Below are 22139 nucleotides of genomic sequence, written 5' to 3'. Positions count from 1 at the left end.
TCTCATACGGCTACGGGAGAGGTGCCGGCCGCCGGCGCGGGGCCGCGGCCGGTGACGGCGAGGAAGGTGTCCTGGAGCGTGGCGTCCGCCGAACCGCCGTGACGCAGCCTCAGCGCGGTGGGAGTGCCCTCGGCGGCCACCGTGCCCCGGTCGACGATCACCAGGCGGTCGGCGAGGGCGTCGGCCTCGTCCAGGTAGTGGGTGGTCAGGAAGACGGTCGTGCCGTGCCGGTCGCGCAGCCGGCGGACCAGGTCCCACAGGTCGGCGCGGCTGCCGGGGTCCAGGCCGGTCGTCGGCTCGTCCAGGAACAGCACCCGGGGGCGGTGGGTGAGCGCCAGCGCGATGTCCAGGCGGCGCCGTTGACCGCCCGAGAGTGTGCCGGTCCGCCGGTCGAGGAGGTCCGCGAGGTCCAGCTCCGCGGCCAGTTCTCCGGCGCGCGCCACCGCCTCCGCCTTCGGCAGGCGGTACATCCGGCCCTGGGTGACCAGTTCCTCCCGCACGGTGATCTGCGGGTCGACCCCGCCGGCCTGGGCGACGTAACCGATGGCCCGGCGCACCCCGGCCGGATCGGTCGCCAGATCGTGCCCGGCGACCGTGGCCGCACCGCCGGTGGGGGTCAGGAGGGTGGTGAGCATGCGCAGGGTGGTGGTCTTCCCCGCGCCGTTGGGACCGAGGAACCCGAGGATCTCGCCCGCGTGGACGGTGAGGTCGATGCCGCGGACGGCGTCCACGGGTCCGGCTTTCGCTTGGAAGGTGCGAGCGAGGCCCGCCGTACTGATGACTGCTGCCATGACCCCAGAAAAACAGAGTCCCCCAAAATTTGCAATGCCACCAAAATTACAGGGACTCCAGTGCGGTGGCGGCGTCCTACGATGACGCCATGGCAGAGGGACTCAGGGAGCGGAAGAAGCGCGAGACCAGGCAGCGCATCTCGGACATCGCCACCGGACTGTTCGTGGAGCGCGGCTTCATGGCGGTGACCATGGCAGACGTGGCCGAGGCGGCCGATGTCTCCGTCAACACCGTCTACAACTACTTCCCCGCGAAGGAAGACCTCTTCTTCGACCGCTCCGCCGGCGTGACCGACCGGCTCGCCCGCTGGGTGCGCGGCCGGGACGCGGGCGAGTCCGCCGCCCGGGCCGTGCTGCGCGAACTGCGCGAGGAGGTCGAGGCCGTCTCGCCCCGGGTCGGCCTGATGGAGGGCTACGACCGCTTCATGCGCGTCATCCACGAGGCCCCGCCCCTGCGCTCCCGGCTGTGGAGCATCCAGCAGGAGATGCACGACAGTCTGGAGGCGGCCCTGCGCGAGGAGACCGGCGCCGACGGGGACGACCCGCTGCCCGGCCTGATCGCCGGTCAGCTCTGCTGGGTCCACCAGACGGTCTTCCTCGCCATCGGCCGCCGCATGCTCGCCGGTCACAAACCGGCCGAAGTGTCACGAGAGATACTCGTCCTCCTGGACGACATCGAGGACCTGTTGGACGAGAAGGTCCTCAACTACGCCGTCCGTGGGCCGTCCTGACCCCTGCCGGTGTGATGTCCGTCAAATGAGACGTGACGCGCGTTACTTACCGGTCACACAGCGGCGTCGGAGCGCTATGGTCCGCCGAGGAGAGGCAGACCTACAGCGCGTTCTAGGGAGTCGGAGTGGCACGGAAGCTCGCCGTCATCGGGGCCGGTCTCATGGGATCGGGCATCGCTCAGGTCGCCGCCCAGGCGGGCTGGGAGGTCGTCCTGCGGGACGTCACCGACGAGGCACTGAGGCGTGGCACCGACGGCATCAAGGCCTCGTACGACAAGTTCGTCGGCAAGGGCAAGCTGGCGGCGCAGGACGCCGAGGCCGCCCTGGCCCGCATCACCGCGACCACCGACCTGGACGCCGCCGCCGACGCCGACATCGTCGTCGAGGCCGTCTTCGAGAAGCTGGAGGTCAAGCACGAGATCTTCCGCGCGCTCGACAAGATCGTGCGCGAGGACGCCGTGCTCGCCTCCAACACCTCCGCCATCCCGATCACCAAGATCGCGGCGGCCACCGAGCACCCCGAGCGGGTCGTCGGCGTCCACTTCTTCTCGCCGGTGCCGATGATGCAGCTCGTCGAACTCGTCCGCGGCTACAAGACCAGCGACCAGACCCTCGCCACGGCGCGGGAGTTCGCCGAGTCCGTCGGCAAGACCTGCATCGTCGTCAACCGCGACGTCGCCGGGTTCGTCACCACCCGGCTGATCTCCGCCCTCGTCGTCGAGGCGACCAAGCTCTACGAGTCCGGCGTCGCCACCGCCGAGGACATCGACCTCGCCTGCAAGCTGGGCTTCGGCCACGCCATGGGCCCGCTCGCCACCGCCGACCTCACCGGCGTGGACATCCTGCTGCACGCCACGAGCAACATCTACACCGAGTCCCAGGACGAGAAGTTCGCCCCGCCGGAGCTGATGCGCCGGATGGTGGACGCCGGTGACATCGGCCGCAAGAGCGGGCAGGGCTTCTACACGTACTGAGTCACCCGCCCACGCACAGCCACCCCGGGAGTATCACTCCCGGGGGTGAATTCGGTATCGGTTCGCTTACAAGCAGCAACCACACCGCCACCCACGCAGTCAGACGTTGCACAGCATCGTCACGAAGTACGCCAACCGCAGCCAACGGGGAGCGCATATGTTCATCAGGGGCGACCACGTCGAGCTGGTCGTCGGGGGCCGCCTCGACGTCCGCAGCGCGGCGGACGCCCGTACGGCCCTGCACTCGGCCGTCGACGACGGAGTCGGCGACCTGGTGCTCGACCTGTCCGAACTGGACTCCTGGGACGCCACCGGACTCGGGGTGATCATGGGCGCCCACCGGCGGGCCGGCCGCTGCGGGCGCCGCCTGGTGCTGCGGGACGTACCCCCGCAGATGCAGCGCCTGCTGGTGGCCACCCGGCTGCACCGCATCCTCGCCATCGAGGGCGGCATCGGAGTGGAGTCGCTTCCCCGCGTGTGAGACGCGTACGGGATTGAACCGGCCGACGGGGGAGACCCGGACACAGCCGTCGCGGCACCCGTCGAGGACGATCCTCACGAGACCGTGACGTCTCGGACCGCAACGGCACCCCGCCCTGTCGGAGACACCGGGTGACGGTTTAGGGTTCGGTCGCCCGCTGCCTCGCGACACTCGGCCGAGCGGGCCCGGACCAGAAGCGACAGCGCGGTGTGCGACAAGGCCGGGAGGGCCGGACACGTGCACGACGCTTTTGGGGAGCTTGAACCCATGGACCCGACGAACCCCGGACCCGAGGAGCACGGACCGGCGCACAGCCGCCGCCCGCCCCGGGAATCCCTCATCGCCGACTTCGCCCCGGGCGCACCGGCACCCGCCCGGATGTTCCAACTCCTCTCGGGCGACCTCCAACTGACCGTCAATCCCGTCGACGGCAGCGAGATAGAACCCTGCCCGCCGGCCGACCGGCCCGGCAGGCCCCGCAAGCGCACCGCCGACGAGCGCGCCGGCATCGAACGCGCGGCCCGGCCGCCGGCCCCGCCCGGCCCTGCCGAGCCGGCCCTCTCCCTGCTGGAACGCCAGGACGAACGCGAACGTTTGGTGCGCCTCCTGGCTCGCGGCCGCTCCGTCCGCCTCACCGGCCCGGCCGGTTCCGGCCGCACCGCCCTGCTCGACCTGGTGGCCGAGGACTGCCTGGACCTCGCCCCCGACGGCGTCGTGCGCCTCAACGGCCACCACCGCACGGCCGGTGACCTCCTCCACGACCTGTTCCACGCCGTCTACGACGCCCCGCGTCACCGCCCCGACCAGGACGAACTGCACGCCTGGGCCGGCGAGATCGGTGCGGTCGTCGTCCTGGACGACCTCGAGTTCGGCGGCGCCGCCCTCGACGAACTGCTCGACGCCACCCCCGAATGCGCGTTCCTGTTCGGCGCCACCCCGGACGTGCCCGCGCCCTCCGCAGAGTCGGACGTCGAGGAAATCTTCCTCACCGGCCTCGACCGCGCCGGCGGCGTGGAGATCCTGGAACGCACCGTCGGCCGGGTCCTCACCGAGGAGGAGGCCAACTGGGCCGGGGACCTCTGGTTCGAGTCCGAGGGGCTGCCCCTGCGCTTCATACAGGCCGGCGCCCTCCTCCGGCAGCGCGATCAACTGCGGGCCAGCACCGAAGCGGTCGACGAGTACGGCGTCTTCCAGGACGTACGGTCCACCGCCGACCCGGCGGCCGGCACGGAGCGGGAGCACATACCCCTGCCCTCCCTCGGTGAGGCCGCCGCCCCCGCCCCGCTGCTCGCCTCCCGGCTCGGCACCTCCGCCCGCGCCGCCCTCCGCTTCGCCGTCGCCCTCGGCGGCGAGGTACCGCACCAGGCGCACCTGCCCGCCCTGGTCGGCGACACCCACGCGGACGCCGCCCTCGCCGAACTGGCCGGCTGCGGCCTGGTCTCCCCGGCCGGCTCCCGCTACCGTCTCGCGGCCGGCGTGCAGACCCAGCTTGAAGCCGCCGGGTACGCCGACGACGCGGCCGACCGGGCCGTCACCGCCGCCCAGCACTACGCCTGGTGGGCCGGGCACCCCTCGGTCACCCCGGAGCGGGTGTGCGCGGAGGCCGACGCGGTGCTGGCCGCGCTCGCCGCCGTCGTCCCCCAGACGTCCCCGCCCGCCGAGGAGGAGGAGAGCACCGCCGTACGGCTCGCCCGCACCGCCGCGCCCGCCTTCGCCGCCGGACTCCACTGGAGCGCCTGGGAACGGGCCCTGCGGTCCGGCGCCGAAGCCTCCCGGATGGCCGACGAAGTGTCCGAAAAGGTCTATTTCCACCACGAACTGGGCATCCTCGCGCTCTGCGCCGGACAGTTCGACCGGGCCCGCGCCGAACTGGAGGCGTCCGGCGGGCTGCGCGGCGCCCTCGCCGACAAGCGGGGCGCGGTCGCCGGTCGCCGGGCGCTGGCGCTGCTCGCCGACCGCACGGGCGACGTGCCCGGGCCGCCGGTGCCGGAGCCCGCGGAGACGGAACGCGGGGAGACGGAGCGCGGGGAGTCGGCCTGGCCGCCGTACGGTCCCGTCGGTGCCGTCCGGACCACCCAGGCCACCCAACGGCCCGCGCCGCAGCCGGCGCCACGGCGTGGCGGCTTCAAACGCATGGCGCGCCGCAACATGGTCGCGGCCGGCTCCGGCGCACTCCTCGCCGCCGTGCTCGGCACGGTCGTCACGCTCGGCATGACGTCCCCCGACGGCCCCGGGCGCGCCCCGGCCGGCCGGGGCGGCGCCAATCCGTCCGCGAGCCAGGGCGCCGACGACGGCGGGGTCGTCGCGGACCCGGTGGACACCGACGGGAACGGCGGCACCGGGGGCACCGGCTCGGCCGCCGGCCGGCGCACGTCACCGGGCCCCGACGGCACGTACGGCACGGCGGACGACCCCGCGCCGCCGGCGGACACCCCCCGGCCGTCGGAGAGCGTCGACCCCTCCGGCTCCGGCACGCCCTCCGGCACGCCGTCCAGGTCGCCCGGGTCGGGAGGATCGAGCGCCCCGTCCTCCGGCGGAACGACAGGGGGGACGACCGGGAGTACGACCGGTGGCCCGTCCGGCGGTACGACGGGCAGCACGACCGGTGACCCCACGGGCGGCACGTCCACGGGCGGCACCCCCACAGGCGGCTCCACCGGCACGACCGGCACGGCCGGCTCCGCCGGCACCAACGGCGGCGGCGACACCGGCACGGCGGGCACCACCGGCGGCACGACCACCGGTGGCTCCACGGACGGGTCCACCGGCGGTGGCACCACGGGCGGCGACGGCGGCGGAACGACGACGGGCGCCTCCGCCGGAGGAACGTCGAGCAGCGCGTCGGCGTCCCGGACCGCACCGAGAACGAACGCCACCACGATCTGACGCCGACACCGCCCCCTGACGGCCGGCACGTCGGCATCCGACGCCGGACACCCTGAGCTGACGGCGCACGCGCCGCTGCCGCTGGGGGGCACTTCTCCCCGTCGCGACGGCACGAGGGGCGGCGGCGCTGAAGGGGGCAGCGGGCCCGGGGTGCCGGTGGGGTCAGAAGAGGCGGAGTTTGTCGTCTTCGATGCCGCGTAGGGCGTTGTAGTCCAGGATCTGGCAGTTGATGCCGCGGTCGGTGGCGAGGACGCGGGCCTGGGGCTTGATCTCCTGGGCGGCGAAGACGCCGCGGACCGGGGCGAGGTGCGGGTCGCGGTTCAACAGCTCCAGGTACCGGGTCAGTTGCTCCACGCCGTCGATCTCGCCCCGCCGCTTGATCTCGACGGCGACGGTCTGCCCGTCGGCGTCCCGGCAGAGGATGTCCACCGGGCCGATCGCGGTCATGTACTCACGGCGGATGAGCGAGTAACCCTCGCCCAGCGTCTCGATGCGGTCGGCGAGCAGTTCCTGGAGGTGCGCTTCCACGCCGTCCTTGATCAGCCCCGGGTCCACGCCGAGTTCGTGCGAGGAGTCGTGGAGGATCTCCTCCATCGTGATGATCAGTTTCTCGCCCGCCTTGTTGACGACGGTCCACACACCTTCGTCCTCGCCCTTGCCCTCCTTCAGGGCACAGGGCGGCGACATCCAGTTGAGCGGCTTGTAGGCCCGGTCGTCGGCGTGGATGGAGACGCTGCCGTCCGCCTTGACCAGGATCAGTCGGGGCGCCGAGGGCAGATGGGCGGTGAGCCGGCCGGCGTAGTCGACCGAGCATCGGGCAATGACGAGACGCATGGTCGGCAACGCTACTCGACACCCGCGGGTGCTCGCGATCCACCCGCCCCGCTCCCTGTGGATCGTCCCGTTTGTCCCTGGAAACTCTTGTTCATCCCTGGCCGATTGTGGGCGCAACGGGACCGTTCCATATACGCATTCTGCTGGTGTGGTCACCGACCGTTGCCTACCGTAGGGAACGGGAGGTCGCGACGCATGTACTGAGCGTGTTCCAGATCGCGGACTCCCTTACCTGTCCGGCAACCCCTGCTCTTCGGGGGTGCGAGAGGAGAACCCATGTCGCTCGACGTCTCACCGGCCCTACTCGAACAGGCCGAGCGAGGCGAGGTCGACGAAGCAGCATTCGTCGACTGCGTCCGGACCTCCCTGCCCTATGCGTGGGAGATGATCAGCTCCCTGGTGGCACAGCTGAAGGTGGACGGCGGCTCCTTCGCCGACAACCAGACGCCCCCGCCGGACGAGCGGGCACGCGGTCAGTTGCTGCGTGCGCTCGCGAGTGACGCCATACGCGGCGCGCTGCAGCGGCACTTCGGTGTGCGGCTGGCCTTCCAGAACTGCCACCGGGTGGCGGTGTTCCCGCTGGACGCCTCGGTGGACGAGACGTTGGCCCGCTTCACGTCGGTGCGCAGCCAGTTGTTGAACCAGTCGCCGGAGTTCCGGGACTGCTGACGCACGGCTTCGGTACGGCCGCGGCAGTGAGCCGTCCGCTTGCCGCTCCACCCGCGGGAGCACCATTTCCGTACCGGGGCGGCAAGCCCCCCAGGTGGCTTGCGCGCGAAACGGCTCAGCGCACCTGGGGCAGTACCTCGGCGCCGAGGCGCCGTAGGTTCTCCTCCGTGGCCGCGAGATCGCCGGAGCCCTCCATGAGAAGAGCGAAGCGGGAGATGCCGGTGCGTTCCGAGGTGGCCGCGAGCCGGTCGGCGGCGAGCCGGGGGGTGCCGACGGGGTGCAGTCCGCAGAGCAGCTCGGTGTAGGCGTGCGGGTCGCGCATCGTGCGCGCCCGTCCGTCCACCGTCACATGCGCCTGGAGGCCCTGCCTGAGCCAGCCCGGCAGCGCCTTCGTCAGGGTCTCCACCGCGTCCGTGCGCCGGTCGGCGAGCTGGCAGACGCCGGCCGACACATGGGCGGCGCCCGCGATCTCCTCGCCCGGCCGTCCGGCCGCGTGGGCGCAGCGCCGCCACAGGGCGACCATCTCGGCCTTCTCCTCGTCGCCGACGTGCATGCCGAGGAGCATCGGCAGTCCGCGCTCGGCGGCCAGCCGTACGCTCGCCGGCGAGGTGCAGGCGAGGACGACCTCGGGGCCTGGGGCGTCCGTCAGGGCCTCCGAGGGGCGGGGGACGACCGGCACCTCGCGGAAGGAGAACCGCTCGCCCGAGGCGCCGACCGACGGCTCGGCCAGCCAGCGCAGCAGCAGATCGAGCGACTCCGGGAACCCGTGTTCGTACGCCTCCAGGCCCGTGCCGAACACCTCCAGGTCCACCCAGGGGCCGCCGCGTCCGACGCCCAGCGTGAACCGTCCGCCGCTCGTCAGATGCAGCAGTGCCGCCTGTTCGCCGAGGGCGACGGGGTGGGCGGTGGGCAGTACGCTGACCGCTGTGCCGACCTGGACGCGGCGGGTGCGGCCGAGCAGCAGCGCGGCCAGGGTGACGGCGGACGGGCATGTGCCGTAGGGCACGAAGTGGTGCTCGGCCAGCCAGACCGCGTCCAGCCCGGACTGCTCGGCGACCTCCGCGGAGCGGACCGCCCGGTGCAGGGCCTCCCCGGGGCCCTGGCCCGGGAACTGGGCCGCCAGCACAAAACTTCCTACGTGCATCGCATTTCCTGCTTCCTTGGCTCCGACCCGGAGCTCCCCCGCCCCGCATAACCGTCTGACACGAGCGCAGGACACGGCCTCGCGGAGAGATTGGCCGATTGTCTTTAGAATGGGCGGCCCTGGAGGGGGACTTGTGCGGGTTGGTTCCCCCCGCGTACCCGGCGCGGCGGCGCGTAGGCTGGAGGCGGCTAGTGCTTCCGTAGAGCCCCGAGAGGTGTCCCGTGTCCCCGCGTCGTAACCGACCGAACGCAGCCGGATCACCGGGCCGGAGCGCCGAGGACGACCGCGCCGGCCGGTACGGCGGCTGGCAGTCCACCGAGAGCTGGCAGGGCGAGGAGTGGAGCGTTCGGCACGTCGCCGGGGCGAGCGCGCAGAGCAAGACGTACCGCTGCCCGGGCTGTGACCAGCTGATCCCCTCCGCGGTGCCGCACGTGGTGGCCTGGCCGGAGTACTCGGGCGTCGACGACCGCCGGCACTGGCACAAGGCGTGCTGGAACGCGAAGGACCGCCGCACCACGCGGGTGCAGCGGTCCCGTAACGCGCCGAGGTTCTAGGCCGGGTCGTCGGCCCGGGGTCGGGTACCCGGGGTCTCACACATCCCGGCTGCGCAGCAGCGCGTACGCGCCCGCGTACATCGCCGCCGCCAGGCCCAGCATGATCCACAGCGGGTCCCAGCCCGAGGGGCCGGACTCGGACAGGGAGTTGGCGTAGAAAACGCTCAGCTGGTTCGGTATCGAGTACTCGAAGAGCCACTCGCGCACCTTGTTGAGCGACTCCGTCGCCATGAACAGCGCGAGCACCAGCGGCGCGAGCAGCACGCCGATCATGAGGGTGACGGCACCGGCGGAGTGCCGGATGACCGAGCCGACGAGCAGCGAGAGCAGTCCCAGCAGGGCGATGTAGAGGCTGATGCCGACGGTGGCCTTGAACCATTCGCCGCCGGAGGGGGACCGGGCGCCGGTGTCCTCCAGCATGGACACCTGGACCATGGCCACGAAGCCGGACGAGGCCAGGGTGACGACGAACGCGACGGCGAAGAACACGATCGACTTGGCGGCGAGCACGCGAGCCCGGCTGGGGCACGCGGTCATCGTCGTACGGATCATGCCGGTGCCGTACTCGGAGGCCGTGGTCAGCACGCCGAGCGTCATGATGCAGATGCTGCCGAGGAGCAGGCCGAAGAAGCCGAAGGACAGCGGGTTCTCGCCGGACATGCTCGACGAGTCGGAGTGGGCGTCGACCAGGGCGCCGGCCAGCAGACCGACACCGAGGACGAGCAGCACGAAGACGCCGAGCGTCCACATCGTCGACCGCACCGACCTGATCTTCGTCCACTCGGAGGCCAGCGCGTGCCCGAGGTGCGTGCGCACGACCGGGATGGGCGACGTGTAGCCGGGGTACGGCCCACCGGGCGCCGCCTGCCGGTGGGGCACGGCTGCCGGGGCCTGTGGCATCGGGGGCTGGGGGGTGCTCATCGGGCGTCCTCGGGCTGGGTCGGGGTGGCGGTGGCGGCCGACGCGGCAGCGGCGGCGGGGGCCGCGTCCGCGGCGGCGGTCTGCTTGCCCGCGGCCGGGGCCTGCGGGGCGGCCGGGGCGGCATCGGCGGACGCCTGCTGCGGCGCCGGCGAGCCGACCGGGGTCTGCGGGGCCGCGGGGGCGGGGGCCGCCGGGGCCGGGACCGGTGCGGACGGCTGCGCCTGCGCCGGCTGCGGGACCTGGGCGGGCTGGTGGGCCTGCGCCGGCTGCTGGGGCTGGGCGGGCTGCTGGGCGTACGGGTTCGCGGTGCCCGCGCCCGGGGCGCCGTACGCGCCCGCCGGCGCGCCGCCGTACGCCGCCGGGGCGAACGGCTGACCGCCCTGCTGGGGCGGCGGCGGGGCGTACCAGCCGGGCTGGCCCTGGCCGGGGACCGGCATGGGCGGCTGTGCGCCGGGCGGCAGCGGCTGCTGGAGGCCCGCCTTCTGGTCGATCGTCGAGCGGTAGTCCACGGAGCCCTGCGTCATCCGCATGTACGCCTCCTCCAGCGAGGCCTGGTGCGGAGACAGCTCCCACAGCCGTACGTCCGTCTCGTGCGCCAGGTCGCTGATGCGCGGCAGTGGCAGCCCGGTGACCCGCAGCGCGCCGTCCTGCTCGGGCATCACGTGCCCGCCCGCCTCGGTCAGCGCGGAGGTCAGCTTCTCGCGCAGCTCGGGGTCCGTGTCGGGGGTCCGTACGCGCGCGAAGTCGGCGGAGTTGGCCGAGATGAAGTCCCGCACGCTCATGTCGGCGAGGAGCTGTCCGCGCCCGATGACGATGAGGTGGTCCGCGGTCAGCGCCATCTCGCTCATCAGGTGGGAGGAGACGAAGACCGTACGGCCCTCGGCGGCGAGCGCCCTCATCAGGTTGCGCACCCAGAGGATGCCCTCGGGGTCGAGGCCGTTGACCGGCTCGTCGAAGAGCAGCACCTGCGGGTCGCCGAGCAGGGCGGCCGCGATGCCGAGGCGCTGGCCCATGCCGAGCGAGAAGCCCTTGGAGCGCTTCTTGGCCACGTCCTGGAGGCCGACGACCCCGAGCACCTCATCCACCCGGCGGGCCGGGATGCCCGACAGTTGGGCGAGGCTCAGCAGGTGGTTGCGGGCGCTCCGGCCACCGTGCACGGCCTTGGCGTCGAGCAGCGCGCCCACCTGCCGGGGGGCGTTGGGCAGCCTGCGGTAGGGGTGTCCGCCGATCGTCACCGACCCGGACGTGGGGTTGTCCAGACCGAGGATCATCCGCATCGTCGTGGACTTGCCCGAACCGTTCGGACCGAGGAAGCCGGTGACGGCGCCGGGCCGCACCTGGAAGGAAAGGTTGTACACGGCGGTTTTGTCGCCGTAGCGCTTGGTCAGGCCGACAGCCTCGATCATGCTCCGCACCCATCGAAAGGTTCAGGACAGCGGGGCACACGCCCCCGTAAGGGTTAGGAGGATATCGGGGCGCTGACGGTTCCACTCAAGACCGGGTAAAGCCCGGACGTCACGCGGGGTGCCCGCGCCTCCACCCGGAGTTCCGGCGCCCGAGGGCGGCGCGGGTGCGCACGCGGCACCGCGGGCCGCGCCGGGACGGCGGCCGTCAGGCGGGACGGCGAATGCGGACCGGGCCGCGGGCGCGGGCGGGGTCGACGGGGGTGCCGTGCCGGGTGATCTCCACCTGCCCCCGGGCCGCGAGCCGGGCCGCGGCCCGGCGCACGGGGTCCATCAGCTCCCGCCACCCCTCGTCCGCGTCCGGGTGGACCGCGCGGGCCACGTCCGAGGGGCACACGGACGCCCCCGCGGCCCTCCGGTCGAGCAGGCCGAGGATGGCGTCCTCGAGGTCGCGTTCACCGACCGCCATACCGCCACCCCTTCCGACCCACGCCGCCCGCACTCGGCCCCCGATCGATTCCGCCCGCTCCTGACCCGCCCTGACCGGTTAAGGCAGGTCCTGCGGATCCCGCCCGGCGAGACCCGGCCCTCGTGCTCCAGACTACGCGCGGGAGGGCGCGCGGAACGGCCGTACGCGCGGCCGTCCACACATCCGCCCCTCCGGCCCCCCGGTACACGAAAGGGGCGGTGGGGTCGGAACCCCACCGCCCCTCACGGCCTCACTGTGCCGTACGGCCACCCGGACTCAACGGGACTGCTGCGCCGGCACACCCCGGGAGATCGGCTCGTCGTCGGTGGACGTGCCGGCCGCGGCCACCGCGGCGCCGGTCAGCGTGGCGAGCATCTCGCGGACGTTCGTCAGTTGGGCGTTGATGCTGTCGCGGCGGTTGGTGAGCGCCGCCAGCTCGCGCTCGGACTCCGAACGGATGCGGTCGGCCTTGGCGTTGGCGTCGGCCACGATGTCCTCGGCCTGGCGCTGGGCCGTCTCCACCGTCTGGCGGGCGCGGCGCTCGGCGTCGGTGCGCAGCTTCTCCGCCTCCAGGCGGAGCTGCTCGGCCCGGTGCTCGATCTCGGCGAGGCGCTTCTCGGCCTTCTGCTGACGGGAGGCCAGGTCGCGCTCGGACTGCTCGCGGCGCTTGGCCAGGTTCGTCTCGAAGTCGGCGGCGGCCTGCGCGGCCTTGGCGCGGGTCTCCTCGAAGAGGGCGTCCGCCTCCTCCCGCTTGGACTGCGCGTCCTTCTGCGCGTCGGAACGTAGCTGCGACGCGTCGGACTTGGCCTTCTCGACGATCCGGACGCCCTCGTCCTCGGCCTTGGTCTTGCGCTCGGAGGCGTAGGACTCGGCGTCGTTGCGGACCTGCTGGGCCGCCGACTCGGCGAGGTCGCGGTGCTGCTCGGCCGCGCGCCGGGCCTCCTCACGCAGCTCCTTGGCCTCTTCCTCGGCCAGGCGCAGGATCTTCTCGACCCGCGCGCCGAGACCCGCGTACGACGGCTCGGCGTCGCTGACCTGGGCCTGGGCGTTCTGCGTTTCGAGGTGGAGCTCCTCGATGCGCTTCTCCAGGGCGGTGATGCGGGAGAGAGCGCTGTCACGGTCGGAGACGAGCTTGGAGATACGTTCGTCCACCTGAGCGCGGTCGTACCCACGCCGCACAAGCTCGAAGCCGTAGGGGGAAGTGTCGCTCATGGGGTTCCTGTCGAATGAGACCGGTGAGGTGATAAGGGGAATCCTAGGGGCCGAAGCGGTGTGTCATCGAGCGGATACGGTTTTGATCTGGAGAATGGCACCACTTTCGGGTGGCTGACCGGCGCACGGCTTGCCCAGGACCCGGGCAAAGCCACCAGAAGACACCGGAATCCACCCTTCCCGCTAGCTGTCCGAGGATTTGCCACCCGATCGGGGGGCACCCACGGTGGCGCCCGCCTTGACCCCGCCGTCCTTGCCGGCCGCCGGGGCCTCGAAGGACTCCAGCGCCTCCAGGACGTCCTGGACGCGGGAGATCTCGGTATTGATGTCCTCGCGCCGGCGCACCAGGATCTCCAGCTCGCGCTTGCCCTCCTCGACCGTGCGCCGGGCCTCGCGGATCGCTTCCGCCCTCAGCTCCTCGGCCTCCTTGATGAGGCTGGCCTTCTTCTGCTCGGCCTCCTTGAGCAGCCCCTCCGCCTTCCTGACCGCGGCGATGCGCACCTTGCCCGCCTCGGAATCGGCGTCCGACACCAGTTGCTTGGCCTTCGCCTCGGCCTTGGCCAGTTGCTCCTCGGCGGCCTTGATGAGCGCGTCGCAGCGGTCACCGGTCGACTTCATCGTCTCGGCGGCCTCGCGCCGGGCCCGCTCGTGCAGCTCCTCGATCTCGGTGGTGACACGGTCGCGCAGCTCCTCCGCGCGCTCCCGCGTCGCGGTGGCGTCCCGGCGGGCGCCGACCAGCAGCTCGTCCGCGTCCGTACGGGCCTTCTCCACCAGCGAGTTGCCCTCGATGGTCGCCGCGGAGACGATCCGCTCGGCCTCGCTGCGGGCCGCGCCGACCATCGTGTCCGCCTGCGACTCGGCGTCCGCGGTGGTCTTCAGCGCCTGCTGCTGCGCCTCGGTGAGCAGCTTGTCGGCCTCGGCCGTGGTCTCCGTGATGAGCGTGTCGACCTGCTCCGCCGCCTCCGAACGCCGCTTGTTGGCCTCCTTGCGGGCCTCGTCCAGAGTCCGTTCGGCCTTCTCGCGCGCGGAGTTGACGAGCCGTTCGGCCTCGGTCTCCGCGTCCGTCCTGAGCTGCTCGGCCTCCGCCCGCAGCCGCTCGGCGTGCGCCTGCGCGGAACCGACGGTCTCGGCGGCCTCGGCGCGCAGCCGCTCGGCGTCGCCGGTGGCGTCCCCGATGAGCTGCTCGGCGCCGGCGACGGCCTCCGACCGGACCCGGTCGGCCTCGGTGAGGGCCTCGACGCGCACCCGCTCCGCCTCGGTCAGTGCCTCGGTGCGCACCCGGTCGGCCTCGGCGGCCGTCTCGGTCTGGAGCCGCTCGGCCTCGCCGCGGACCTCGGTGATGAGCGTGTCCGCCTGGGTCGCCGCGTCCGAACGGATGCGGTTGGCGTCCTCACGGGCGTCCGCCCGGGTGCGGGCCGCCGCCTGGTCGGCCTCGGCCAGCGCGTCCGACGCCTCGGTGCGCACCCGCTGGGCGTACTCGCCCGCGTCCGAGCGCAGCCGCTCGGCCTCCGCGATCGCCTCCGCGACCGTCCGCTCGGCCAGCGCCTTCGCGGCCTCCGTCTCCTCGTGCGCCTCGCGCCGCACCCGGGAGGCGTCCTCGCCGGCCCGCTCCCGCTCGGCGTAGGCGTCGGCGCGGACCCGGTCCGCCTCCTCCTCGGCCTCCCGCTTCGTACGGTCCGCCACGTGCTCGGCGGCCGAGCGCAGCCCGGCGATCTCTTCCTGCGCCTGCTCGTGCAGCCCGGCGACGGAGTCCCGTACCTGCTGGGCGTGCTGTTCGGCGGCGGTGACCATCTCGGTGGCGCGCCGGTCGGCCTCCTCGACCAGCCGGGTCGCCTCGGCCTGGGCCTCCTCGACCCGGGTGCGCGCGGACGCCAGCAGCTCCTCGCTCTGCTCGCGGGCCCGCTGCCGCTCCTGGCCGGCCTCCTCGCGGGCCGCGCCGAGGAGTTCCTCGGCCTCGCGGCGGCGCCGGGCGGCCTCCTCCTGGGCGGCGGCCAGCGTCTCGGACGCCTCGGTGCCGAGCCGCTCGGCGGCGGCCTGCGCCTCCGTCCGCACCCGGTCGGCGGTGTCCTGCGCCTCCGCCTTCAGCCGCTCGGCCTCGGCGGCGGCCTCGGAGCGCAGCCGTACGGCGATGGCCTCGCCCTCGGCGCGGGGAGGCGGACGCGTCGGACGCGGCCTCGTCGCGCAGCCGGTCCGCCTCCGCCTCGGCCTGCTGCTGGAGCGTACGGATCCGCTCGGCGGCCTCCGCGCGCAGCCGCTCGCCCTCCTCGGCGGCCTCCCGGCGGATCCGGGCGGCCTCCTCGCGGGCGTCGTCCAGCGCCTTCTCGGCCGACGCGAGCCGCTCCTGCGCGTCCGTCTGGAGCCGGCCCAGCTCCTCGGCGGCCTCGGTACGGCGGGCCTCCAGGGCCTTCTCGGTCTCCTCGCGCAGCTCGCGGGCGGCCTTCTCGGCGTCCGCGCCGACCGTCTCGGCCTGCTCGGCGGCCTCGGCGCGCAGCCGCTCGGCCTCCGTGCGGGCGCGTTCCAGGGTCTCCTCGGCCTGCCGGCGCAGTGCCGTGGCGCGCTCGATGGCCTCGGTGCGGACCTTCTCGCTGTCGGCGGTCGCGGCCTGCCGCAGCTCGTCGGCGTCCGCCTTGGCCTTGGCCAGCAGCTCCTCGGCGGTCCTGGCCGCCTCCTCGATCTGCGTGACGGCCTCGCGGCGGGCCTCGGCGCGGATCGACTCGCCCTCGGTGACCGCGTCGGCGCGCAGTTGCTCGGCCTCACCGCGCAGCCGGCGGGCCTCCTCCTGGAGTTCGACCGTCTTGGCGCGGTACTCCTTGGTGTCGTCCTTCGCCGCGCCCTTGAGCTGCTCGGCGATGTCGTGCGCCTCGGCGCGCAGCCGGTCCGCCTCGGCCTCGGCCTCGCTGCGGATCCGCTCGGCCTCCTCGGCGGCGGCCCTGGTGGTCTTCCGGGCGTCCTCCGAGGCCTTGTTCAGGACGTCCTCGGCGGTCCTGGCCGCCTTGGACAGTTGGGTGGCGGTCTCCTCGGCGGTGATCGAGCGGGCCTTCTCGGCGGCCTCGGCGACGAGCTTCTCCGCCTCGGCCCGCGCGTCGGCGACCAACTGCTCGGCCTCGGACCTGGTGTCCTCGGCCTCCTTGGTGGCCTCTTCGACCAGCCGGGCGACCTGCTCCTTGGCGGTGCGCGTCCGTGTCTCGTTGGCGGCCTCGGCGCTCGCGAGGGCCTTGGCGGCGGCCTCCTTGGCCTCCGTGACCACCTTGTCGGCCTCGGTCTGCGCCTTGCGCAGGGCCTCCTCGGCCGCCGTCATCCGCTCCTCGGCGACCCGGCTCAGCTCGGCGGCCTGCCGGCGGGCGCTGTCCGACTCGGTGACCGTGGCGGTGCGAAGCTGCTCGGCGTGCTCGGTGGCCTCCTGGGCCTGGTTGGAGGCGGCGTTCAGCAGCCGCTCGGCGTCCGCGCGGGCGCGGCGCAGGATCTGCTCGGCCTCCGCGCGGGCGCTCTCGGCGTCGTTCTGGAGCCGCTCCCGGGCCTCGCGGGTCAGCCGTTCGGCCTCCGCGCGGGCGGTCGCCATGGCCTGCTCGGCCTCGGCGCGGGACTCGTCGAGCAGCCGGCGCGCCTGCGCCTCGGTCCGGGCGCGCAACTGCTCGGCCCAGGCCACGTTCTCGTTGACGTGCGACTCGACGGTGGCCCTGCGTTCGGCCAGCTCCTGGTCGAGCTGCTGGCGCCGGGTCACCGCCTCCTGGTGCAGCTCGGCCTGGAGCCGGGCGGCCTGCTCGGCGTGCTCCTGGAGGATGCGCTGGGTCTGCGCGCGGGCCTGGCTCAGCTCCCGCTCGGCGTCCTGGCGTAGCTGCTCGGCCTGCATCTGGGCGTTGCGGAGCAACTGCTCGGCCTGGTAGCCGAGGTCGCCCGTGTCGTAGGCGGGCCGGGTCATGAGGGTGCGGCGCGCCTCGTGCAGCTTGGCGCGCAGCACCTCGACCTGGTAGCCGAGGTCCTCGGCGTGCTGGATCGCCTTTTCCCGCTCGGTCCTCAGCCGCTTCATCTCGGCCTCGAACCGAGAGAGGTGGTCGACGTCAGCCGCCGGCTCTCGCTCCTGGCTCTCGTAGCCCCGCACTGCGCGGTCCCATCCGTCCCCTGGTCAGCTTCTGCAACGAGCTCCGTCCATCGGCCGGACGGGGCCCCCGGGGAATGGTGTCAGATCAGCGGCGGAGCACGGGCTGCCGCCCCGACGCTCGTCCCCCGAAACCCGGACCCCGGCATGCGGTCGCCCCCGGGTGCGGGGACGACCGCCCCCAACCCTACCGGCCCTTATGTACGGGGGTCAGTGCTCGGGCGACTCAACAGGGGCCGAAGTGACCAGTTCTGTCAGGACACCATGGCAGTCCTTGGGGTGCAGGAAGGTGATCCGCGACCCCATGGAGCCGCGTCGTGGCTCCTCGTACAGCACGCGTACGCCCTTGCCGCGGATGTCGGCGGCGTCCCCGTCGACATCCGCCGTACCGAAGGCGATGTGGTGGACGCCCTCCCCGTTCTTGGCGAGCCACTTGCCGACCGCGGAGTCCTCGCGGGTCGGTTCCAGTAGCTGGAGGTAGGAGGCGCCGCCGTCCGACGTCCCGTTGATCCTGAGCATGGCCTCGCGCACGCCCTGCTCCTCGTTGACCTCGGTGTGGAACACCTCGAAGCCGTACGTGGCCCGGTAGAACTCGACAGTCGTGTCGAGGTCGTGGCAGGCGATCCCGATGTGGTCGATTCGCGTCAGCATGGATTCAGTGCAGCGCTCCCGGGGTGGTTACGCAACGTGCGCGCGATCACACCGACAGGCCGGTGACGCCGTGCTCGCCCGCTCAGTACATTCGAAGTAAACCCTCGTTCACTCCTCGGCTGCTCGTCAGCTGGAAGGGGATCGCACCTCATGTCTTCTGGAACGACCAGCTCGGTGATCGTCGCGGGCGCACGTACGCCCATGGGGCGGCTGCTGGGCTCGCTGAAGTCCTTCTCCGGAGCCGACCTGGGCGGCTTCGCGATCAAGGCCGCCCTCGACCGTGCGGGGATCGGCGGCGACCAGGTGCAGTACGTGATCATGGGCCAGGTGCTGCAGGCCGGCGCGGGCCAGATCCCGGCCCGTCAGGCGGCGGTCAAGGCCGGTATCCCGATGAACGTCCCGGCGCTCACCATCAACAAGGTGTGCCTGTCCGGCCTCGACGCGATCGCGCTGGCCGACCAGCTCATCCGTGCCGGCGAGTTCGACATCGTCGTCGCCGGCGGCCAGGAGTCCATGACCAGCGCCCCGCACCTGCTGCCGAAGTCCCGTGAGGGCTTCAAGTACGGCGCGGTGGAGATGCTCGACGCGATGGCCCACGACGGCCTGACCGACTCCTTCGAGGGAATCGCCATGGGCGAGTCCACCGAGAAGCACAACACCCGGCTCGGCATCGGCCGCGCCGAGCAGGACGAGATCGCGGCCCTGTCCCACCAGCGGGCCGCCGCCGCGCAGAAGAACGGCCTGTACGAGGCCGAGATCACACCGGTGGAGATCCCGCAGCGCAAGGGCGACCCGGTGCTGTTCAGCAAGGACGAGGGCATCCGCGGCGACACCACCGCCGAGTCCCTGGGCAAGCTGCGCCCGGCCTTCGCCAAGGACGGCACCATCACCGCCGGCTCCGCATCGCAGATCTCGGACGGTGCGGCGGCCGTGGTCGTGATGAGCAAGGCCAAGGCCCAGGAGCTGGGCCTCACCTGGCTCGCCGAGATCGGCGCCCACGGCAACGTGGCCGGTCCGGACAACTCCCTGCAGTCCCAGCCGTCCAACGCCATCCGGCACGCTCTGAAGAAGGAGGGCCTGGACGTCTCCGACCTCGACCTCATCGAGATCAACGAGGCCTTCGCCGCGGTCGCCGTGCAGTCAATGAAGGACCTCGGCGTTTCCACGGAAAAGGTGAACGTCAACGGCGGCGCCATCGCGCTCGGTCACCCGATCGGCATGTCGGGCGCCCGTCTCGTGCTCCACTTGGCGCTGGAGCTGAAGCGCCGCGGCGGCGGCGTCGGCGCGGCGGCGCTGTGCGGCGGCGGCGGCCAGGGCGACGCGCTGATCGTGCGGGTCCCGAAGGCCTGAAGGTCCACAGGACCGTGTTGCGGTACGTCGGTGAAGTGAACGGAGCTGTGATGCAGGACGTCTCCACGCTGGTCGCCCAGGCGAGAGAGGGCCGGCCGCGGGCCGTGGCCCGGCTGATCTCACTGGTGGAGGGGGCGTCCCCGCAGCTCAGGGAGGTCATGGCGGCCCTGGCGCCGCTGACCGGCAATGCCTATGTGGTGGGCCTGACAGGCTCACCGGGCGTCGGCAAGTCGACCTCCACCTCCGCGCTCGTCACCGCGTACCGCAAGCAGGGCAAGCGGGTCGGCGTCCTGGCCGTCGACCCGTCCTCGCCGTTCTCCGGCGGCGCGCTGCTCGGCGACCGGGTCCGCATGTCGGAGCACGCCTCCGACCCCGGCGTCTACATCCGTTCGATGGCGACCCGCGGCCATCTCGGCGGCCTGGCCTGGGCGGCGCCCCAGGCGATCCGGGTGCTGGACGCGGCGGGCTGCGACGTGATCCTGGTCGAGACGGTCGGCGTCGGCCAGTCGGAGGTCGAGATCGCCTCCCAGGCGGACACCTCCGTCGTCCTCCTGGCCCCCGGCATGGGCGACGGCATCCAGGCGGCGAAGGCCGGAATCCTGGAGATCGGTGACGTGTACGTCGTCAACAAGGCCGACCGGGACGGCGCCGACGCCACCGCCCGCGAGCTGAATCACATGCTGGGCCTGGGCGAGTCCCGTGGCCCCGGCGACTGGCGCCCGCCGATCGTCAAGACCGTCGCGGCCCGCGCCGAGGGCATCGACGAGGTCGTGCAGGCCCTGGAGAAGCACCGGGCGTGGATGGAGGAGCACGACGTCCTCGGCGAGCGCCGCCGGGCCCGCGCGGCCCACGAGGTGGAGACCATCGCCGTCACCGCCCTGCGGGAACGCATCGGCGACCTGCACGGCGACCGCCGCCTCAGCACCCTCGCCGAGCGGATCGTCACCGGCGAACTGGACCCGTACCGCGCGGCGGACGAACTGGTCGCGGGACTGACGCAGGGCTGACCCCTGCCGTCCCCGCCGCCGTACTGCTAACTTGCTCCCCATGTCGTTCCTCCTCCTGGCGTAGAGCGCACCGGATGCGCGGTGACCGGCCACCGGCCACCGCTGCCTTCGGTGTCCCCTCTTCCGCCTCTCCCAGAGGAACGTCCGCGTGTCCACACACCTCTCGCGGCCCTCGTACGCCGCTGTCCTGCGCGTGCCCCATGCGCGCCGCACCTTCACCGCCGCCCTGACCGCCCGACTGTCCTACGGCACGGTCGGCCTGGCGGCCCTGCTGTCCGTGACCCGGGCCACCGGGTCGTACGCCGTCTCCGGCGCCGTGCTCTCCCTGTTCGGCGCCACGACGGTCTTCCTCATGCCGCTGCGGGCCGCGCTGATCGACCGTCACGGTCCGCGCCGGGCCCTGCTGCCCATGTCCGCGCTCCACGGCGCGCTGCTGTGCGCCCTCGCGGTCCTCACCTGGCGGCCCGGCGCACCGGTGCCCCTCATCGCCGTCTCCGCGGCCCTGGCGGGTGCGTGCGCGCCTCCGCTGGGACCGACCATGCGCGCACTGTGGTCGCAACTGGTCGCGGACCGGGAGCTGTTGCGGCGGGCCTACAGCCTGGACGGAGTCGCCGAGGAACTGCTGTTCGTCTCCGGCCCGGCGCTGGTCGGCGTCCTCGTGGGCTTCGCCCCGCCGGCCGCCGGGCTCGTGCTCAGCGCGGTCCTGAACGTGGCGGGCACCTGCGCCTTCGTCAGGTCACCGGTCCTCCCGGGCCCGTGTCCCGCCCCCGCCCGGCACCGGCGCGGCGGTCTGCGCGAGGCGCTGCCCCCGGCCGTCGTCGCCCTGGGCACGGGTCTCTCCCTGAGCGCCGTGCAACTGCTGGTGATGGCCTTCGCCACGGAACGCTCGTACGACACCGCCCTCGTCCCCTGGGTGCTGGGCGCGCTCTCGGCGGGAAGCGCGCTGGGCGGCCTGGCCCACGGGGCGGTGCGGTGGCGCGTGGCGACGCGGACCCGACTGTGCCGGTTCGCGGCGTGCCTCGGCCTGGTGCTCGTCCCGGCCGGCCTGGCGCCGGGCCTGTGGACGCTCGCCGGGGCCATGCTCGTCGCGGGCGCGTTCGTCGCCCCGGCCCTGACGACGGCGTACCTCCTCGCCGACGAAACGGCCTCCGAGGGCGCCCGCACCCGCGCAGGGGCGTGGGTGAACATGGGCGTGAACGCCGGAAGTTCCGTGGGAGCGCTGGTGGCCGGACTGCTGGCCGGCCGGCTGTCCTCGGCGGTGTGCTTCGCCCTGGCGGGCGGTACCGCCCTGCTGTCCGCCCTGGCCGCGAGCCGCCGCGTCATCGGGACGGCGGGGACCGGCACGGGGTCCGCGAAAGCGGGGTCCGCGGAGACGGGATCGGCGGGTTCGGTGGAGGTGGGCGCGGCGGCGCCGCAACGATAGGACCGGGCCGCACGCCCACCCCCTGCCCCGCTTGTCACCCCCCTGAGTCTCCCGGGAGGCTCAGGGGCGTCCCCGCTGCCCTCTCAGGTGCTCGGCGATCGGCCGGAGCGCCTTGTCCAGTTCGATCAGGGCATCCTGGGGCAGCAGATCGATGAAGTGCCGCCGTACGGACGACACGTGGTGCGGTGCGACCTTCTGCATCGTCTCCATGCCGTGCTCGGTCAGCACGGCGTACAGTCCCCGCCGGTCGGACTCGCAGTTCTCCCGGCGCACCAGGTTCGCGTTCTCCATCCGCGTGATCTGGTGCGACAGCCGGCTCTTGGACTGGAGGGTGGCGGAGGCGAGGTCGCTCATCCGCATCCGTACGTCGTCGGACTCGGACAGGTTCACGAGGATCTCGTAGTCGTTCATTGTCAGGCCGAACGGTTGGAGATCCTTCTCGAGCTGGTACGTCAACAGCCTGTTGACCTCCAGGTGGGTGCGCCAGGCGCACTGCTCCGCATCGGTCAGCCAGCGCGTGGCCGTCTCGGTCTCCATGAATGA

Annotated in this window: 18 protein-coding genes and 1 pseudogene; 9 read left to right on the top strand and 10 right to left on the bottom strand. The window is 72.9% G+C overall.

Going from position 1 to position 22139, the window contains the following annotated elements:
* Positions 1–2 precede the first annotated feature (2 nt).
* The gene (locus D9753_RS11090) at positions 3–791 is read right to left on the bottom strand and encodes an ABC transporter ATP-binding protein (protein ID WP_121786862.1); all 789 of its coding nucleotides are present in this window, start codon (positions 789–791) and stop codon (positions 3–5) included.
* Positions 792–880: 89 nt separating this feature from the next.
* On the opposite strand from D9753_RS11090, the gene D9753_RS11085 reads away from it, so the two are divergent.
* From D9753_RS11085 to D9753_RS11070, 4 genes are all read left to right on the top strand, one after another.
* On the top strand, positions 881–1522 hold the full coding sequence (locus D9753_RS11085) for a TetR/AcrR family transcriptional regulator (protein ID WP_121791012.1): 642 nt from the start codon (positions 881–883) through the stop codon (positions 1520–1522).
* Between the two features lie 125 nt (positions 1523–1647).
* Positions 1648–2496: a 3-hydroxyacyl-CoA dehydrogenase family protein gene (locus D9753_RS11080; protein WP_121786861.1), complete on the top strand. Its 849-nt coding sequence runs from the start codon at positions 1648–1650 to the stop codon at positions 2494–2496.
* A gap of 157 nt (positions 2497–2653) precedes the next feature.
* Positions 2654–2977: an STAS domain-containing protein gene (locus D9753_RS11075; RefSeq protein WP_121786860.1), complete on the top strand. Its 324-nt coding sequence runs from the start codon at positions 2654–2656 to the stop codon at positions 2975–2977.
* A 267-nt stretch (positions 2978–3244) separates the two neighbouring features.
* Positions 3245–5863, top strand: coding sequence for an ATP-binding protein (locus D9753_RS11070; RefSeq protein ID WP_121786859.1), 2619 nt, complete (start codon positions 3245–3247; stop codon positions 5861–5863).
* 162 nt (positions 5864–6025) lie between these two features.
* Here D9753_RS11070 and nucS read toward each other — a convergent pair whose 3' ends face one another.
* Entirely contained in the window at positions 6026–6697 is a 672-nt protein-coding gene (gene nucS, locus D9753_RS11065; protein WP_121786858.1) for an endonuclease NucS, read from the bottom strand.
* 276 nt (positions 6698–6973) lie between these two features.
* On the opposite strand from nucS, the gene D9753_RS11060 reads away from it, so the two are divergent.
* Positions 6974–7366 carry an SCO5389 family protein gene (locus D9753_RS11060; RefSeq protein WP_121786857.1) on the top strand — a complete coding sequence of 131 codons (393 nt, stop codon included), beginning with the start codon at positions 6974–6976 and terminating at the stop codon, positions 7364–7366.
* 115 nt (positions 7367–7481) lie between these two features.
* On the opposite strand, the gene D9753_RS11055 is transcribed toward D9753_RS11060, so the two are convergent.
* Positions 7482–8510, bottom strand: coding sequence for an LLM class flavin-dependent oxidoreductase (locus D9753_RS11055; RefSeq protein ID WP_121786856.1), 1029 nt, complete (start codon positions 8508–8510; stop codon positions 7482–7484).
* 221 nt (positions 8511–8731) lie between these two features.
* Here D9753_RS11055 and D9753_RS11050 point away from each other — a divergent pair, with 221 nt between their 5' ends.
* Entirely contained in the window at positions 8732–9064 is a 333-nt protein-coding gene (locus D9753_RS11050; RefSeq protein WP_121786855.1) for an ATP/GTP-binding protein, read from the top strand.
* A gap of 36 nt (positions 9065–9100) precedes the next feature.
* Here D9753_RS11050 and D9753_RS11045 read toward each other — a convergent pair whose 3' ends face one another.
* The 6 genes and pseudogenes from D9753_RS11045 to mce all read right to left on the bottom strand — a co-directional run bounded on the left by D9753_RS11045 (position 9101) and on the right by mce (position 17816).
* Positions 9101–9985, bottom strand: a complete 885-nt coding sequence (locus D9753_RS11045) for an ABC transporter permease (protein ID WP_121786854.1) — start codon at positions 9983–9985, stop codon at positions 9101–9103.
* Entirely contained in the window at positions 9982–11391 is a 1410-nt protein-coding gene (locus D9753_RS11040; RefSeq protein ID WP_121786853.1) for an ABC transporter ATP-binding protein, read from the bottom strand. Before D9753_RS11040 ends, D9753_RS11045 begins: the two co-directional genes overlap by 4 nt.
* A 205-nt stretch (positions 11392–11596) precedes the next feature.
* Positions 11597–11857: a DUF3253 domain-containing protein gene (locus D9753_RS11035; RefSeq protein WP_121786852.1), complete on the bottom strand. Its 261-nt coding sequence runs from the start codon at positions 11855–11857 to the stop codon at positions 11597–11599.
* Positions 11858–12133: 276 nt separating this feature from the next.
* The gene (locus D9753_RS11030) at positions 12134–13069 is read right to left on the bottom strand and encodes a coiled-coil domain-containing protein (protein WP_121786851.1); all 936 of its coding nucleotides are present in this window, start codon (positions 13067–13069) and stop codon (positions 12134–12136) included.
* A 183-nt stretch (positions 13070–13252) separates the two neighbouring features.
* A pseudogene (gene scy / locus D9753_RS11025) lies at positions 13253–17168 on the bottom strand (polarized growth protein Scy).
* A 207-nt stretch (positions 17169–17375) separates the two neighbouring features.
* Positions 17376–17816, bottom strand: coding sequence for a methylmalonyl-CoA epimerase (gene mce / locus D9753_RS11020; protein WP_121786850.1), 441 nt, complete (start codon positions 17814–17816; stop codon positions 17376–17378).
* Between the two features lie 150 nt (positions 17817–17966).
* Between mce and D9753_RS11015 the strand changes: the two genes are divergently transcribed.
* From D9753_RS11015 to D9753_RS11005, 3 genes are all read left to right on the top strand, one after another.
* A complete protein-coding gene (locus tag D9753_RS11015) occupies positions 17967–19166 on the top strand; it encodes an acetyl-CoA C-acetyltransferase (RefSeq protein ID WP_205614119.1) in 1200 nt (399 codons plus the stop codon).
* A 50-nt stretch (positions 19167–19216) separates the two neighbouring features.
* Positions 19217–20173, top strand: a complete 957-nt coding sequence (meaB, locus tag D9753_RS11010; protein WP_121786848.1) for a methylmalonyl Co-A mutase-associated GTPase MeaB — start codon at positions 19217–19219, stop codon at positions 20171–20173.
* A 148-nt stretch (positions 20174–20321) separates the two neighbouring features.
* Positions 20322–21596 carry an MFS transporter gene (locus D9753_RS11005; RefSeq protein ID WP_121786847.1) on the top strand — a complete coding sequence of 425 codons (1275 nt, stop codon included), beginning with the start codon at positions 20322–20324 and terminating at the stop codon, positions 21594–21596.
* 60 nt (positions 21597–21656) lie between these two features.
* On the opposite strand, the gene D9753_RS11000 is transcribed toward D9753_RS11005, so the two are convergent.
* Positions 21657–22133 carry a MarR family winged helix-turn-helix transcriptional regulator gene (locus tag D9753_RS11000; protein ID WP_121786846.1) on the bottom strand — a complete coding sequence of 159 codons (477 nt, stop codon included), beginning with the start codon at positions 22131–22133 and terminating at the stop codon, positions 21657–21659.
* Positions 22134–22139: the final 6 nt, after the last annotated feature.

It is taken from the genome of Streptomyces dangxiongensis, from assembly GCF_003675325.1.
Classification (GTDB): domain Bacteria; phylum Actinomycetota; class Actinomycetes; order Streptomycetales; family Streptomycetaceae; genus Streptomyces; species Streptomyces dangxiongensis.
The sequence above is the reverse complement of the archived record's forward strand: the minus strand, read 5'-3'. Positions and strand labels throughout refer to the sequence as shown.